The organism is Roseateles noduli (assembly GCF_050626985.1).
Classification (GTDB): domain Bacteria; phylum Pseudomonadota; class Gammaproteobacteria; order Burkholderiales; family Burkholderiaceae_C; genus Roseateles; species Roseateles noduli_A.
In genome coordinates this window covers 6,526,345-6,542,550 of the sequence record NZ_CP192463.1, presented here as the reverse complement: position 1 = coordinate 6,542,550, position 16,206 = coordinate 6,526,345, and the positions used below count along the sequence as shown (strand labels likewise).

At 70.0% G+C, this 16,206-nt stretch carries 14 protein-coding genes; 5 read left to right on the top strand and 9 right to left on the bottom strand.

Features of this window, described 5'->3' with window-relative positions:
• Positions 1-14: 14 nt before the first annotated feature.
• The gene (locus tag ACQ4L4_RS28480; RefSeq protein ID WP_431102126.1) at positions 15-818 is read right to left on the bottom strand and encodes an NAD(P)H-dependent oxidoreductase; all 804 of its coding nucleotides are present in this window, start codon (positions 816-818) and stop codon (positions 15-17) included.
• Positions 819-918: 100 nt separating this feature from the next.
• Between ACQ4L4_RS28480 and ACQ4L4_RS28475 the strand changes: the two genes are divergently transcribed.
• From ACQ4L4_RS28475 to ACQ4L4_RS28460, 4 genes are all read left to right on the top strand, one after another.
• A complete protein-coding gene (locus ACQ4L4_RS28475; protein ID WP_431102124.1) occupies positions 919-1,887 on the top strand; it encodes a LysR family transcriptional regulator in 969 nt (322 codons plus the stop codon).
• A gap of 135 nt (positions 1,888-2,022) precedes the next feature.
• Entirely contained in the window at positions 2,023-3,450 is a 1,428-nt protein-coding gene (locus tag ACQ4L4_RS28470; protein WP_431102122.1) for a methyl-accepting chemotaxis protein, read from the top strand.
• Positions 3,451-3,634: 184 nt separating this feature from the next.
• Positions 3,635-4,060, top strand: a complete 426-nt coding sequence (locus tag ACQ4L4_RS28465; protein WP_431102121.1) for a tripartite tricarboxylate transporter TctB family protein — start codon at positions 3,635-3,637, stop codon at positions 4,058-4,060.
• A gap of 10 nt (positions 4,061-4,070) precedes the next feature.
• Positions 4,071-5,627, top strand: coding sequence for a tripartite tricarboxylate transporter permease (locus tag ACQ4L4_RS28460; protein ID WP_431102119.1), 1,557 nt, complete (start codon positions 4,071-4,073; stop codon positions 5,625-5,627).
• Positions 5,628-5,721: 94 nt separating this feature from the next.
• Here the strand turns inward: ACQ4L4_RS28460 and ACQ4L4_RS28455 are convergent, their stop codons facing one another.
• The 8 genes from ACQ4L4_RS28455 to ACQ4L4_RS28420 form a co-directional block, all read right to left on the bottom strand.
• A complete protein-coding gene (locus ACQ4L4_RS28455; protein ID WP_431102118.1) occupies positions 5,722-7,200 on the bottom strand; it encodes a hypothetical protein in 1,479 nt (492 codons plus the stop codon).
• Between the two features lie 90 nt (positions 7,201-7,290).
• Positions 7,291-7,968 carry an urease accessory protein UreG gene (ureG, locus tag ACQ4L4_RS28450; protein ID WP_431102117.1) on the bottom strand — a complete coding sequence of 226 codons (678 nt, stop codon included), beginning with the start codon at positions 7,966-7,968 and terminating at the stop codon, positions 7,291-7,293.
• Positions 7,965-8,678: an urease accessory protein UreF gene (locus ACQ4L4_RS28445; RefSeq protein ID WP_431102115.1), complete on the bottom strand. Its 714-nt coding sequence runs from the start codon at positions 8,676-8,678 to the stop codon at positions 7,965-7,967. Before ACQ4L4_RS28445 ends, ureG begins: the two co-directional genes overlap by 4 nt.
• On the bottom strand, positions 8,662-9,339 hold the full coding sequence (gene ureE / locus ACQ4L4_RS28440; protein ID WP_431102114.1) for an urease accessory protein UreE: 678 nt from the start codon (positions 9,337-9,339) through the stop codon (positions 8,662-8,664). Before ureE ends, ACQ4L4_RS28445 begins: the two co-directional genes overlap by 17 nt.
• The gene (gene ureC / locus ACQ4L4_RS28435; RefSeq protein ID WP_431102113.1) at positions 9,340-11,058 is read right to left on the bottom strand and encodes an urease subunit alpha; all 1,719 of its coding nucleotides are present in this window, start codon (positions 11,056-11,058) and stop codon (positions 9,340-9,342) included.
• Positions 11,058-11,363, bottom strand: coding sequence for an urease subunit beta (locus tag ACQ4L4_RS28430; RefSeq protein ID WP_297528887.1), 306 nt, complete (start codon positions 11,361-11,363; stop codon positions 11,058-11,060). The genes ureC and ACQ4L4_RS28430 overlap by 1 nt, the downstream gene beginning before the upstream one ends.
• Positions 11,360-12,019 (bottom strand): HupE/UreJ family protein, encoded by a 660-nt coding sequence (locus tag ACQ4L4_RS28425; RefSeq protein ID WP_431102112.1) that lies wholly within the window; start codon positions 12,017-12,019, stop codon positions 11,360-11,362. The genes ACQ4L4_RS28430 and ACQ4L4_RS28425 overlap by 4 nt, the downstream gene beginning before the upstream one ends.
• A gap of 54 nt (positions 12,020-12,073) precedes the next feature.
• Positions 12,074-12,376, bottom strand: coding sequence for an urease subunit gamma (locus ACQ4L4_RS28420; RefSeq protein WP_067283776.1), 303 nt, complete (start codon positions 12,374-12,376; stop codon positions 12,074-12,076).
• 331 nt (positions 12,377-12,707) lie between these two features.
• Between ACQ4L4_RS28420 and ACQ4L4_RS28415 the strand changes: the two genes are divergently transcribed.
• A complete protein-coding gene (locus ACQ4L4_RS28415; RefSeq protein WP_431102111.1) occupies positions 12,708-16,187 on the top strand; it encodes a hybrid sensor histidine kinase/response regulator in 3,480 nt (1,159 codons plus the stop codon).
• The last annotated feature ends 19 nt before the right edge of the window (positions 16,188-16,206 follow it).

Genomic DNA, 16,206 nt, shown 5'->3' with positions numbered 1-16,206 from the left:
GGGCGCTTCGCCGATCAGGCAGCGACGTGCGCCGCGAAGCCGGTGAGGCCCGGTGCGACCTCGTCGGCGAGTTCGTGCCCATCGGGATAGTCCCCGCCGTTCTGCGCGCGGAACGCCACGGGCGCTTCGTCGAAGACATGCGCCAGCCGCTCACGCCACGCGGCCGCTGCGGCTTCGACCGCCTCCGGCGTCATCCGTCCCGCCCCATGCACCACATGCGTCTTCAGCACCGACATGCCGGGATAGAACAAGGTGCCATGCGTGATCGGGAACAGCAACTGATCGATCGGTCCGTTGATCCCGCGCGGTCCGTAGTCCGCGGCCGGACCTCCGGTCGTCACCGACACCATCGCGCGCCGGCCTTCGAAGCCGCCTTCGCCGTAACGCAGCCGATTGCCCTGGCCGTTGCGGCCGTAGGCCAGGCCGCGCGCCCAGACGCGATCGATCCAGCCCTTCATGATCGCCGGCATGCCGAACCACCACAGCGGGAATTGCAGGATCACCAGATCCACGGCGAGCAGCTTGCGCTGCTCGTCGACGACGTCGGCCGGCTGGTGCCCCTGCTCGAAGGCGTGGCCGGACTCGCGCACGAAGTCCAGGCGTCCGGTGTCGGCGCGGACGGGAAAGTCCTGCTCGTCGTAGACGGCCTTCCAGCCCATCGCATAGAGGTCGGACTGCAGCACCTCGTGGCCGGCGGCGCGCAGCGTCTGCCCGGCGACATCGACCAGCGTGCGCGTCAGCGAGGTCGGCTCGGGCTGTGCATGGACGATCAGCACGGTCTTGCGATCGGGGAAATCGGTGTCAGGGGAACGGGTCATGTCGGGCTCCGGAAATCGAAGTGGATCGGGAATGAACGTCAGTCTGACGATCCCCGAGCCATCCGTGAAATCACGTCTTCTCTGTCCTACCATCGATGGCATGGATACCAACCGCCTCGACCTGAACCTGCTCGTGACGCTCGAAGCGCTGCTGACCGAGCGCAACGTGACCCGCGCCGCCGCGCGCCTCAGCCTGAGCCAGCCGGCGGTGAGCGCACAGCTCGCGCGGCTGCGCGACGTCTTCGAGGATCCGCTGCTGCTCCCCGCGCAGCGCGGCATGACGCCGACAGCAAAGGCGCTGTCGCTGCTGGAGCCGCTGCGCCAGGCGCTGGATCAGGTGCGCGGCGTGGCGACTTCGCATCTGAACTTCGACCCGGCCACCGCCGACCTCACGGTCACGATCGCCGCCTCCGACTACCTGCAGGCGAGCGTCCTGCAGCCGCTGGTGCTGCGCCTGCGCCGCGAGGCGCCCAACGTGCGCATCGCCGTCCGGCACATGGATCCGAGCCAGCACGCCGCGCAGATGGCGCGCGGCGATATCGACCTCGGCCTGATGCAGCCCATCGAGGCCGCGCCCAGCCTGCGCATGCGCGCGCTGTTCCACGAGCGCTACGTGCTGATCGCGCGCCGGGGCCACCCGGCCCTGGACGGAAAGGTCGGCGGAAAACAGGGCGGAAAGCCCGGCGGCAAGCTGAGCGCCAAAGCCTTCGCCAAACTCGAGCAGGTCATCGTCTCGCCGGCCGGTGGCGCGTTCTCCACGCCGGTCGACCAGGCCCTGGCCGGGCTCGGCCTGAAGCGTCAGGTCGTGCTCTCCGCGGCCTCGTTCCTCTTCGTGCCGGACATCGTCGGCCGTTCCGACCTCGTGGCCCTGGTGCCTGAGCGTCTGGTCAAGGGCCGCGCGGCCGGCCTGCTGGTGCTCCCACCGCCGCTGCCGATCGACGGCTTCGACATCGCCATGGTCTGGCACGAGCGCAACCAGGGCCATGCCGCCCAGCGATGGCTGCGCGACCAGGTCCACGCTGTGGCCGCCTCTCGCGCAAAACCTGACACCGGCGGCGTCGAGTCGTGAAATCCGTCGCACGGCGGTGGGCACCTCCTGGCGTTTGCCCCAAGGGCTCGCTCACATCCTGATACGAACATCCGCCCCGCGAGGTGTGAGCCGTCCCGCCACGAGGACCGCCGCCGCGCCCAAGGGAGAACCAGGATGGAACACGTCACCGGACCGACCGGATTCCGAAAGATCTATGCGGGCTGCGACCGCGCCATGCTGCTGATCCTGGCGGTCAGTTGGCTGCTGGCGCTGGGATTGGGCTGGCGCTACGCGCAGATCGGCCTCGCCGCGGGCCTGGGCACGACCCTCCTGGCGGGCGCCGCTCTGATCTACGCCGCCGCGCCCGGCGCCATCCTCACCCGGATGGCATTGACCACCGCGCAGGCGCTGATGGTGATGCTGCACATCCACCTCGGCGGCGGGATGGTGGAGCTGCACTTCGGCGTTTTCGTGACGCTGGCCTACCTGCTGATGTATCGCGACTGGCGCGTGCTCGTGCTCGGCGCGGCGCTCTTCGCGGTGCATCACCTGCTCTTCGACCGGCTGCTGGCCGCGGGCTTCGGCACCTATTGCCTGAGCGAGCCGGATTTCGGACGCATCGTGCTGCACGCCGCCTACGTCGTCGCGCAGACCGGCATCGAGCTGGTGATGGCCGCCCACATGCGCCGCAACACCAAGGAAGGCCTGGAGCTGCACGACCTCGTGCGCGCGCTCGGCAGCCGCGACGACCGGCTCGCGCTGGACGTCGGCCACGTGAAGGCCAGCACGCCGGCGGGCGTCCGCATCAAGGAATCGCTGCAACGGCTCAACGCGGCGATGGCCCGCGTGCGGGAAGCCTCGCTGCACATCGGCAGCGCATCGACACAGATCGCCGCCGGCAACACCGACCTGTCGGGCCGCACCGAACAGGCGGCCGCCAGCCTGCAGGAGACGGCCGCCTCCGTGCAGCAGCTGGCCGCCACCGTGCGCCAGACCGCCGACGCGGCGCAGCAGGCCCGCGAGCTGGCGGATCAGGCCATGCGCGTGGCCGACGCCGGCGGTGGCGCCGTGACGCGCGTCGTCTCGACGATGGAGGAGATCCATCGCGCCTCGGGCCGCATCGCCGACATCATCGGCGTCATCGACGGTCTGGCCTTCCAGACCAACATCCTGGCGCTCAACGCGGCCGTCGAGGCGGCGCGCGCCGGCGAGCAGGGCCGCGGCTTCGCCGTCGTGGCGGCGGAGGTCCGCACGCTGGCGCAACGCTCGGCGCAGGCGGCCAGGGAGATCAAGACGCTGATCGGTGCCTCGACCGAGCAGGTCGGCGCCGGCGCGACGCTGGTGCAGGACGCCGGTCGCACGATGGTCGACATCGTCGGCGCGGTCCAGCGCGTGGCCGCGCTGATCAACGACATCGCCGACGCCGCCAGCGAGCAGCGCCGCGATTTCGGACGCATCGACGCGGCCGTCGCGCAGCTCGACGAGATGACCCAGCGCAACGCGGCGCTGGTCGTCGAGTCCGCCTCGGCGGCCACGACGCTCGACGAGCATGCCAGCCAGCTGACGCGTGTCGTCGGCGCCTTCGACCTCGGCAAGGCGTAGCGAATCAACGACGCGGCGACGCCATCACAACGTACGTCAAACGCATGCATAACGCCTGCTTGACTTGAAGCTGTCGGCAAGCTGTCGAGACCCCGTCGACAGCCTCCCGCTGCGCAGAAATGCGTACGACACGCGGGAGCGGCGCCGGAACCATGGGCACATCTCGATACCTCCCCGGTGTGCCATGACCCTCAACCGTTCGCTTGCACGAGGCCTGTTCCTCGCCGCGGTGGCCCTGTTCTTCGGACTGGGCGCCCTGCGTTATCCCATCGGCCGCATGGACCATGCCGGCGCCGGCATGTTCCCGCTGATCATCAGCATCCTGCTGGGCCTGGTGGCGCTGTCCACCATCGTGCGCGGCATCGTCGCCGGCGGGCCCGGCCTCGAGTTCAAGGTGAAGAACATCGGCCTGATCCTGGCCGCGCTGTGCGCGTTCTCGCTGACCTCGCGCTTCCTCAACATGTCCGCCGGCATCGTCGTGATGGTCTTCATCGCCACGGCCGCCGGCAGCAGCTACTCCTGGAAGCGCAACGTGGTGATCTCGATCGGCCTGCTGGCCATCGCCTTCGCCTTCCAGAAGTTCCTCGGCCTCAACCTGCCGCTGCTGTAAGGCACCGATCATGGAAATCCTGCACAACCTCGCCTTCGGCTTCGAGCACGCGCTGACCTGGCAGAACCTGATGTTCTGCGCGATCGGCTGCGTCGTCGGCACCCTCGTGGGCCTGCTGCCGGGCCTCGGCCCGCTGGCCACGATCAGCGTGCTGCTGCCGCTGACCTACTCCATCCCCGTCAACGGCGCGCTGATCATGCTCGCCGGCATCTACTACGGCGCGCAGTACGGCGACAGCGTCAGCGCCATCACGATGAAGATCCCGCATGCCAGCTCCATCGTGGCCTGCATCGACGGGTACCAGATGACCTTGAAGGGGAAGACCGGGCTGGCCCTGTTCACTGCGGGCATCTCGAGCTTCATCGGCGGCACCGTCGCCATCATCGTGCTGGCCTGCCTGGCGCCGACGCTGGGCGAGGTGGCCTTCCTGTTCGGTCCGGCCGACTACTGCTCGCTGATGCTGCTGGGCTTCCTGTGCGTGAGCTTCGTGACCACCGGCAGCCTGCTCAACGGGCTGGCGATGTGCCTGATCGGCGTGCTCTTCGGCCAGATCGGCACCGACGTCAACAGCGGCATGGAGCGCTACACCTTCGACATGCCCTTCCTCGCGGAAGGCGTGGGCCTGGTGAGCATCGCGCTGGGCTGCTTCGGCATCGCCGAGATCTCCAAGAACCTGGATGCGAAGAACGAGCGCACGCCCTTCAACGGCAAGATCCACCTGATGCCGACCTGGCCCGAGTTCAAGCGCATCATCCCCAGCGCGCTGCGCGGCAGCGTGGTGGGCTCGATCCTGGGCATCCTGCCCGGCGGCGGCCCGACGATCGCGCAGTTCGCGGCCTACGCCGTCGACAAGAAGGTCAGCAAGTACCGCCACGAGATCGGCGACGGCGCCATCGAGGGCGTGGCCGGCCAGGCCGCGGCCGACGAGGCCGCCGCCCGCACCAGCTTCATCCCGCTGATGAGCATCGGCATCCCGGAGAACCCGGTGATGGCGCTGATGATGGCCGCGTTCATCATCAAGGGCATCCAGCCGGGACCCAACATGATCGCCGGACACCCGGACATCTTCTGGGGCCTGGTCGCCTCGATGTGGGTGGGCAACGTGTTCCTGGTCGTGCTGAACGTGCCGCTGGTGCGCTACTGGCTGTCGGTCTTCAAGATCCCGTATCACGTGCTGTTCCCGTCGATCCTGTTCTTCTGCTGCATCGGCACCTTCAGCGTCAACAACAACCTGGACGACATCTTCGTCACCGCGGCCTTCGGCCTGGCCGGCTACATCTTCATGCGGCTGGACATGGACCCCGCGCCGCTGATGCTGGGCTTCATCCTGGGCCCGATGCTGGAAGAGAACTTCCGCCGCGCGATGCTGATCAGCCGCGGCCACTTCGACGTCTTCGTGCAGCGCCCGATCAGCGCGACGCTGCTGGGGATCATCTCGGTGTTCATCGTGTGGCAGTTCATCGCGTTCGTCCTGGCCAACCGCAAGGGCGCCAAGCCCGCCGGCGGCCATGACGACGACGACACCAAGGGCAAGGACGGCGGCGGGGTGACGCCGCAGGTGGCTTGATTCATCCCCATCGGCGCGGCGTTCGCCGCCGCGCCGAGCGCATTCGGGCGCGCTCTTCCACCTTCAGCCGCCGGTCCCACGACCGGCGGCTTTTTTACGGGCGCGGCGGACGGCGGAATGCCGTCAGCGCCACCCCGCCGGCGCGCTCGTCCGACGCCACCGCCGGCTCCGCGTTGTTGCCCGCGTACTGGCGCGGCGGCGGCAGTCCGCGGTTCTGCTCGTCCAGCGTCTGCAACTCCACGCCGCGTGAATGCAAGGGGTCGGTCCAGAACAGGTAGCTCGGCGCCGTCAGGCTGCCGACGATCAATTCGGTGAGCCAGTCCCCGGCCACCTGCGCGCTGGCGCCGAAGGTCGGACGCACCCATCGCGCCATCGTCCGATCATCCAGCAGCGAGTCGTAGAGCTGGTTGAGGCTCGCGACGAAGCAGCCCCGCGCGGCCATCGTGTCCCAGTGACGCTGCGAGCGCATCGCCTCGGGCAGGCTGCCCTGCCCGATGCGCATGCGGACCTGCGTGCCGAAGCCATGGCGGCAGGCGTGGTGCATCATCAGCAGGGTCCAGAGGTCGAGCGCCTCGCCGCCCCAGTTGGACAGGCCGCGCAGCGCGATGCCGCCCGGCAGCAACGCGTGCGCGTCCAGATCCAGATCGGGTGCGGCGCTGAACACGCGGCTCACCGCCAGCTGGTTGATCGCATAACCGAGCCCCGCGAGCGCGAGCGAGCTCCGCGTCGGGCCGCTGTCGGGTTCGGTGAACATCGGCCACCGCGCCTGGATGCTGTCGCGCATCAGCGGATAGAGCACCGCTTCCGCGAAGCGCGTGCCGGCGAACAGCATCGTGCCGGTCGAGGCGCCGAGCGCGCACGCCCCCGCCGGCAACGCCATCAGCGCGACGCGCGTGGCGCGGGAGTACCGCGTCGCCTCGCCGCGGGCCTCGTCGCGGATGAACAGCACGGCCTGGCCGACCACCGGGACCGCGAGCGCACCGCAGGACAGCCAGGTGCGCGCCGCCTCGGACACGCCGTCGCTCAACGCCAGATCCAGCGCGCGGCCGATGGCCTGGCGCGCCATCGTGGGCAGCGCCACCGACGCGAAGTTGCGCGCCCCGCAGTGGGCGAGGTTGATCGCCGCCCGTCCCAGCGCCGCGATGAACGCGCGCAGCCGGCCGCTCGGGCAGTCGCGGTCACGCTCCTGTTCGAGCGCCTGGGCCGCGGGTCCGCGCAGGTCCCGTGGCAGGTCCCGCCATTCGCCGTCGCGGACGAAGCGGTCCACCCCCTCGCCTGGCGAGCCTCGCACGACCTGCAGATCGACGCCGCGGACCAGCTGCCGGACCAGCACCGCGGTCTCGTCCACGCCGCGCGGCCCGAGGGCCTCGAGCGCGCCGTCGATCAGGAGCGCCTCCGACGTGGGGGAGCCCGGCGACGGTGGCGATGTCGGCACTGCCTCCGATATCGGCGGACTGCGGGACGGCCGGACGGAAGACGCGGCGGCGCGCGGGGGCGGCAGGATGGGCCGGCTGTCGTCGCCCCAGGAAGAGGCCGACGACGCCGTGGAGGTGAACGAGGCGGAAGGATGCATCGCCCATCAGTCCGGCGGTCAGGGGACGGGTTCTTCCCTCCTTCGGGCGTGGTCGGGCGACCGGAGGCTCCCGGCGGCGATGCAAGGGGGTCAGGCGGTGCCCAGCATGCCCGTGTGCTCGATGAAGGCGACCACCTCGTCCAGCCCGCTGAGGGTCTTGAGGTTGGTCATCACGAAGGGCCGCGTCGGCCGCATCCGTTGGGTGTCGGAGCGCATGACCTCGAGATCAGCGCCGACATGCGGCGCGAGGTCGGTCTTGTTGATCACGAACAGGTCGCTCTTCGTGATGCCGGGCCCGCCCTTGCGCGGGATCTTCTCGCCGGCCGCGACGTCGATGACGTAGATCGTCAGGTCGCTCAGCTCCGGGCTGAAGGTCGCGGCGAGGTTGTCGCCGCCGGACTCGATGAACACGACGTCCGCGTTGGGGAACTGGACCAGCATGCGGTCGATCGCCTCGAGGTTGATCGACGCGTCCTCGCGGATCGCGGTATGCGGGCAGCCGCCCGTCTCCACGCCCAGGATGCGCTCGGCGGGCAGCGCGCCGCTGATCGTCAGCAGGCGCTGGTCTTCCTTCGTGTAGATGTCGTTGGTGATCGCGACCAGGTCCCACTTGTCGCGCATCGCCTTGCAGAGCATCTCCAGCAGCGTCGTCTTGCCGGAACCGACCGGACCGCCGATGCCGACGCGCAAGGGCGGCAGCCGCTTCGTGCGGCCGGGGATGTGATGGAGGGCGGAAGCCGCGGTGGTCGGAGAAGAGGTCGTGCTCATGATCGGAACAATCGGGAGTACTGGGTTTCGTGGCGCGCCGCGAGGACGGACAGCATCGGCGCGAACAGCTGCCGCCGCGCGGGCGGCGTGGCGATGGCCTCGGCCACCGCGGCGGGGATCTCGGACGCGAGCCGCGTCAGCACGCGCTGGCCCGCGGTCTGGCCCAGCGGCACCGCCTTGAGGGCGGCCTGGACCTGGTTCTCGGCCCAGCCGAAGGCCTGCGAGAACAAGGCCTGCTCCACCGGGACGTCGATCGTCGCGAGCGCGAGCGACATCACGAAGGCATGGGGCATCGGCTGGCCCTCGCCGCACTCGACGAGCAGCGCAAGCTGCCCGGGCGAGGCCATCGGCTGGCCGCGCAGCCAGACCAGCAGCGACTGCCCCATCTGCTCGCTCTGCAGGCGCGCCTCGGCGCCATCGCGCGTCGTGCGCAGCCAGCGGGCGAGCTCGCGCAGCGCGGACTCGTCGCCAGTGCGCCAGGCCGTGATGCCCTGCGCGATCGCCGCCAGGTCGCCGCGCGCGAGCAGCCGCAGCTGCTGGCTCAGCCACGCACCGGCGCTGACGTCGTCGTGCACGAGGCCGTGCTCGACCGCCGCCTCCAGCACCTCCGAATACGAGAACGCGCCGATCGGCAAGGCCGGCGACGCGAGCCAGGTCAGCCGCAGCTGCGGCGGGACGGGATCGGTGACGGGATCAGTGATCGTGTCCACAGCCCGGGCCGTGCACGTGCGGGGCCGGAGCGGCCTGGATCGCGATGGTCTTCTTGGCCGCGGGCTTGTGGTCGTGCGCGTGGCCGTGATCATGCGAATGCGCATGGCCGTGCTCGTGCGCGTGGTCCTTGCCGTGGTCGTGTCCGTGCGAGTGGCCGTGCGAATGCCCGTCGTCATGCGCATGCGCGTGACCGTGCGCATGGCCACCGGCCGCGTACGCACCGGCTTCGGGCTCGAAGCCTTCCTCTACTTCGTTCACGATCAGGTGCATCGCACGCAGCATGTCGGCGAGCACGTGATCGGGCTCGATCTTGAGGTGATCCGGCTTCAGCTCGATCTGCACGTGGCGGTTGCCGAGGTGATACGCGGCGCGCACCAGGTCGAAGGGCGAGCCGTGCGCGGTGCAGGCGGTGATCCGCAGCAGCACCTGCGGCGCCGCGACGACGCGGACCAGCGAGCCGTCCTCGGCCACCAGCACGTCGCCGCCGCGCACCACCGTGCCGCGCGGCAGGAAGACGCCGAGCTCGCGGCCCTGGCTGTCGGTGACCTGGAAGCGGCTTTTCTGGCGCGTGTCCCAGTCGAGCGTCACGGCGGCGGCGCGCTTGAGCAGCACGGGGGCCAGGCCGGCGCCCTGGGCCAGCAGTTTGGAGACTTGGATCATTCAGAACAGAAAGTAGCGCTGCGCCATCGGAAGCACCGAGGCGGGCTCGCAGTGCAGCAGCAGGCCGTCGGCGCGCACCGCATAGGTCTGGGGATCGACCTCCATCCGCGGGGCGTAGGCATTGTGGACCATGTCCTTCTTGCCCACGCCGCGGATGCCCTTCACCGCGACCGCGGTCTTGGCCAAGCCGTAACGCTCCGGCATGCCGGCCGCGATCGCCGACTGCGACACGAAGCTCAGCGAAGCCCGCGCCAGCGAGCCGCCGAAGCTCCCGAACATCGGCCGGTAATGCACCGGCTGCGGCGTCGGGATCGACGCGTTCGGATCGCCCATCGCGGCCATCGCGATCACGCCGCCCTTGAGGATCAGCGACGGCTTCACGCCGAAGAAGGCCGGCTTCCAGATCACCAGGTCGGCCCACTTGCCGACCTCGATGCTGCCGACCTCGTGGCTCACGCCGTGCGCGATCGCCGGATTGATCGCGAGCTTCGCGACATAGCGCTTCACGCGGCCGTTGTCGTGGCGTTCACTGTCGCCGGGTAACCGGCCGCGCTGCTGCTTCATCTTGTGCGCGGTCTGCCAGCAGCGCAGCACCACCTCGCCCACGCGACCCATCGCCTGAGAGTCCGAGCTGAACATGCTGATCGCGCCGAGGTCGTGCAGGATGTCCTCGGCCGCGATCGTCTCCTTGCGGATGCGGCTCTCGGCGAAGGCCAGGTCCTCCGCGATCGCGGGGTCCAGGTGGTGGCACACCATCAGCATGTCGACGTGCTCGTCGAGCGTGTTGATCGTGTACGGCCGCGTCGGGTTGGTCGAGCTCGGCAGCACGTTGGCCTCGCCGACGACCTTCAGGATGTCCGGCGCATGGCCGCCGCCCGCGCCCTCGGTATGGAAGGTGTGGATCGTGCGGCCCTTGAAGGCGGCCACCGTGTCCTCGACGAAGCCGCTCTCGTTGAGCGTGTCCGTGTGGATCGCCACCTGCGTGTCGGTGACCTCGGCCACGTCCAGGCAGTTGGAGATCGCCGCCGGCGTCGTGCCCCAGTCCTCGTGCAGCTTCAGGCCGATCGCGCCGGCCTCGATCTGCTCGACCAGCCCCTCGGGCCGGCTCGCGTTGCCCTTGCCGAGAAAGCCGAGGTTCATCGGGAACGCGTCGGCCGCCTGCAGCATGCGTTCAATGTGCCACGGGCCCGGCGTGCAGGTCGTCGCGAAGGTGCCGGTCGCCGGACCGGTGCCGCCGCCCAGCATCGTCGTCACGCCGCTGGCCAGCGCTTCCTCGATCTGCTGCGGGCAGATGAAGTGGATGTGCGAATCGATCGCGCCGGCGGTCACGATCGCGCCCTCGCAGGCGATGACCTCGGTGCCAGGGCCGATGACGATGTCCACGCCCGGCTGCGTGTCCGGGTTGCCGGCCTTGCCGATCGCGACGATGCGATGGTCCTTCAGGCCGATGTCCGCCTTCACGATGCCCCAATGGTCGAGGATCAGCGCATTCGTCAGCACCGTGTCGACGGCGCCCTGCGCGCGCGTGCGCTGCGACTGGGCCATGCCGTCGCGGATCGTCTTGCCGCCGCCGAACTTCACTTCCTCGCCGTAGCCGCCGGCGCGCAGGGTCAGGTCTTGCTCGACCTCGATGACCAGCGCCGTGTCGGCCAGCCGGACGCGGTCGCCGACGGTCGGGCCGAACATCTCGGCGTAGGCGCGTTTGCCGATGCGGGCCATCACAGCGCTCCCTGGATCAGGCCGCGGAATCCCCAGATCTCGCGGCTGCCGGCGTAGTCGACCAGCTCCACGGTGCGCTGCTGGCCGGGTTCGAAGCGCACGGCGGTGCCGGACGCGATGTTCAGGCGCATGCCCCGCGCGGCCTCGCGGTCGAAGACCAGCGCGCCGTTCGTTTCTGCGAAGTGATAGTGGGAGCCGACCTGGATGGGCCGGTCCGCGCCGTTGACCACGGTCAGCACGAGCGTGCGGCGGCCCGGATTGAGCGCGAGTTCGCCGTCGTCGACCAGCAGCTCGCCGGGCGTCATGCGACCACCATCCGAGCGACCAGACCCAGGCCGAGCAGCGCGATCGCGCCGCCCGCGGCGCGCGACCAGACCGGCGCGAGCGAACGCAGCTTCAGTCCGAGAGCGAGACCGCCCGCATGCAGCAGCGCGGTCGCGAGCACCATGCCGGCGAGCGCTGCACTGCCCTGCAGCTCGGCGCCATGCGCCAGGCCGTGGAAGACCGCGAACGCGCCGACCAGCGCGGCCGACATCGTCGCGCCCAGGCGCCAGCGCGCCGCGGCGACCAGCCCAAGCACCAGCACCGACGCGGCGACCATCGGCTCAACACCTGGCACCTGCAGTCCTTCGTCGGCCAGCGCGAGACCGACCAACGCGCCCGCCAGCAGCAGGCCCGCGAACGCGAACGGCGCGGCCAGCATGCGACGGCCGGTCTGCGTCAGCGCGCTCCACAGGCCGACGGCGAGCATCGCGGCGAGGTGATCGAGGCCGGTGAACGGATGGGTGAAGCCTTCGCCGAAGGCGGCGCCGGCGCTCTGCGTGCCGTGGTCGTGCAGGCTGCCGTCGCCGGTGTGGGCGAAGACGAAGACGGGGAGCACGGCGGCGACGGTCAGGGCGAGCGCCTGGAGGGCGGTCACGGCGGCGTCGGCGAGGGACGCGGGAAGGAGTCGTGCGGTCATCGCTGTCCTCAAGGGAATCAATTGATCGGGGGATCTGGGATCGGAGATCCGCGATCAGGGGATCGGCTGGTGGACGGTGACGAGCTTGGTGCCGTCGGGGAAGGTGGCTTCGACCTGGATGTCGGGGATCATTTCCGGGACGCCATCCATGACGTCGTCGCGGGTGAGGAGCTCGCGGCCCTCTTTCATCATCTGGGCGACGGTCTTGCCGTCGCGGGCGCCTTCCATCACGGCGGCGCTGAGGAAGGCGACGGCTTCCGGATAGTTGAGCTTCAGGCCTCGCGCCTTTCGCCGCTCGGCGAGCAGCGCGGCGGTGAAGATCAGCAGCTTGTCTTTTTCGCGAGGCGTCAATTCCATGGTCTCCCTCCTCTAGCAAGCCCCATGCCGGTGCGGCGGGCCGCGTTACTGCCGCGGCCGCTGGCCCTCACCCCTACCCTCTCCCGCAAGCGGGAGAGGGGGTAAGAGGGTGGAGGCGCGCCACGCGCGTGTCGACGCACGGGGGGGCAAGAGGGCGGAGCACCACGAGCGTATCGAAGGCCGAGGGACCGGGGGCCGTTTCCGGAGGTCAAGGAGGGAATTCGACTGCCGGGAGGCAGTTGAAGGAGGGACACGGAGGAAACGGCCCCCGGTCCCTCGGCCGGCGCGCCCGGTCCCGGCATGTTTCGTGCATTTCCCAGGCACCCCGCCCATGGATGCTCCCCTCCCTCCTCAGGACGCCCCGCAGCACATCATCAAGCTGCGGCGGGACTACAACGCCTGGGTGGCGAGGGAGACGCTGGAGGACTACGCGCTGCGCTACACGCCGCACCGTTTCCGCCGCTGGTCGACCTGGCGCGTGGCCAACACGGCTTTCGGTGCGGCGTCCTTCTTGATCCTGGAGGCGGTAGGCGCGACGCTGCTGCTGCATTACGGCTGGACCAATGCCGCGCTGGCGATCCTGGCGACCGGGCTGATCATTTTCCTGGCCGGGCTGCCGATCAGCGTCTATGCGGCGCGGCACGGCGTCGACATGGACCTGCTGACGCGTGGCGCGGGCTTTGGCTACATCGGCTCCACGCTGACCTCGCTGATCTACGCGAGTTTCACCTTCATCTTCTTCGCGCTCGAGGCGGCGGTGATGGCCTACGCGCTGGAGCTGGCGCTGGACATCCCGCCGCAGTGGGGATACCTGATCTGCGCGGTGGTGGTGATTCCGCTGGTGACGCATGGGATCTCGGCGATCAGCCGGCTGCAGCTGTGGACGCAGCCGCTGTGGCTGGCGCTGCTGGTGCTGCCTTTCGCCTGGGTCGGGTGGCTTCATCCTGGTGCGTTCGACGGCATCACGACCCAGATTGGGTCGCAGTCGGGCACGGCGGCCTTCGACGTGCACGCCTTCGGTGCGGCGCTGACCGTCGGCGTGGCGCTCATCACCCAGATGGGCGAGCAGGCCGACTACCTGCGCTTCATGCCCCGCCAGACGAAGGAGAACCGCCTGCGCTGGTGGGCCGCGGTGCTGGCCGGCGGGCCGGGCTGGATCGTGCTCGGAGTGCTGAAGATGCTGGGCGGTGCGCTGCTCGCCTACCTGGCCGTCAGCCACGCGGTGCCCGCCGAGCGCGCGGTCGATCCCAACCAGATGTACCTCGCCGCCTACGAGTACGTGTTCCCGCAATACGGCTGGGCGGTCGCGGTGACGGCGCTGTTCGTCGTCGTCTCGCAGCTCAAGATCAACGTCACCAACGCCTACGCGGGCTCGCTGGCGTGGAGCAACTTCTTCTCGCGGCTGACCCACAGCCATCCGGGCCGCGTCGTCTGGGTCGTGTTCAACACGCTCATCGCCTTCATGCTGATGTCGATGAACGTGTTCGAGGCGCTCGGGCATGTGCTCGGGCTCTACGCCAACGTCGCCATCGCGTGGATCATGGCCGTCGTCGCGGACCTGGTGATCAACAAGCCGCTGGGTCTGTCGCCGCCGGGCATCGAGTTCAAGCGCGCCCATCTGTACGACGTGAACCCGGTCGGCGTCGGCGCGATGGCGCTGGCGTCGGTGCTGTCGGTGGCGGCGCACCTCGGGATGATGGGCGACCTGGCGCAGGCGTGGTCCGCGGCGATCGCGATGGTGACGGCGCTGGTCACCGCGCCCTTGATCGCGTGGGCGACGAAGGGGCGCTACTACCTCGCACGGCCGCTGGCGGAGATCCAGGCCGCAGGGCTGCAGACGGAAACGGCCGAGGGCGTGCGCCGCTGCGTGATCTGCGAACGCGACTACGAAGGCCCGGACATGGCGCACTGCCCGGCCTATCGCGGTCCGATCTGCTCCCTGTGCTGCACGCTGGACGCGCGCTGCGGCGACCTGTGCAAGCCGCACGCGAGCCTGTCCGCGCAATGGACCGCCGCGCTGCGCCGCGTGCTGCCGCAGCGCAGCTGGCGCTACATCGACACCGGCCTCGGCCACTACCTGCTGTTGATGCTGGTCCTCACGCCGCTGCTGGCGACGCTGTTCGGGCTGCTCTATCACCAGCAGCTGCAGCAGCTGCCGCTCATCGACGCCGCCGCGCAGGACGCACTCCGCGCCAGCCTGAAGGCAGGCATGTTGAAGGCCTTCTTCGCGCTGCTGCTGGTGGCGGGCACGGTCGCGTGGTGGCTGGTGCTCGCGCATCAGAGCCGCGAGGTCGCGCAGGAGGAATCGAAGCGGCAGACGCAGGCGCTGATGCGCGAGATCGCCTCGCACCGCCGCACCGACGAGGCACTGCAGGGCGCGCGCTTGCAGGCCGAGCGCGCGCAGGCTGCCGCCGAAGCCGCCAACCAGGCCAAGAGCCGCTACATCAGCACCATCAGCCATGAACTGCGCACGCCGCTCAACAGCATCCTCGGCTACGCGCAGCTGATGGCGGCGGACGCCTCGCTGCCGCCGCAGCGGCGCCAGGCGGTGCAGGTCATCAAGCGCGGCGGCGAGCACCTGATGCAGCTGATCGACGGCACGTTGGACATCGCGCGCATCGAGGCCGGCCGGCTCAGCCTGGAGCCCGCGCCAGTGCGCTTCGACGAGCTGCTGCGCGAGCTGGCCGACATGTTCGAGCCGCAGGCCGCGGCGAAGGGCCTGCGCTTCCGCTTCGAACCGCAGGGCACGCTGCCCGAGTGGGTCCGCGCGGACGAGCAGCGGCTGCGTCAGATCCTGATCAACCTGCTGGGCAACGCCATCAAGTTCACCACCGAGGGCGAGGTCACGCTGCGCGTGCGGCACGGCCGCGAGATGGCGACGCTGGAAATCGCCGACACCGGCCCCGGCATGGACGCGGCGGAACTGGCGCGCATCTTCGAGCCCTTCGCCCGCGGCACCAGCGGCGCCGGCGGCGCGCCCGGCGCGGGGCTGGGCCTGACGATCTCGAAGATGCTGACGGCGCTGATGGGCGGCGAGATGTCGGCGACCAGCGAGCCCGGCAGCGGCTCGACCTTCCGCGTGCGGCTGTTCCTGCCGGAGCTGCACGGCCGCATCTGGGACACGCCGCGCATGCGCCGCGCGGCGAAGGAGCGCCTCGGTCTGGACGGCGTCTCGCCGCGGGTGCTGATCGTCGACAACGAATCGGACGATCGCCAGCTGCTGACCGAGTTGCTGGAGCCGCTCGGCTTCACGGTGCGCGACGCGTCGAGCGGCCACGACGCGCTGGACCTCGTCGCCGCCGGCTGGGTGCCGGACGCGGTGCTGATGGACCTGGCGATGCCGGGCATCGACGGCTGGGAAACGATCCGGCGGCTGCGGCGGATGTTGGGCGAGCTCGGCGTGAACGCGCCGGCCGTGGCGGTGGTGTCGGCGAACGCGTTCGAGCGCGGCCAGGACAATGATGCCGGCATCTCCGCGCGCGACTTCATCCTCAAGCCGGTCCGGCACGAGCTGCTGCTGGACTGGCTGACCGAGCAGCTGTCGCTGTCCTGGCGCGTCGGGTCCGAACGCGCAACGCCCGACCCTCAGCCGGCCGCCAAGCCGGTCGAGACGCCGCCGGCCGAGCGCCTGACCGGACTGCGCGAGGCGCTGCAGCTCGGCTACTACCGCGGCGTGCTGCAGCAGCTCGATGCGATCGAGGCGGTCGATGGCGCGTGGCGCCCGTTCTGCGAGGCTCAGCGCGCCTTGGCGCGGCAGTTCCAGTTCGAGGCGATGCTGCGCGGCCTGGCGCGCAGCGAGAACCCCGCGTGAGCGCGGCCATGACGGTGAG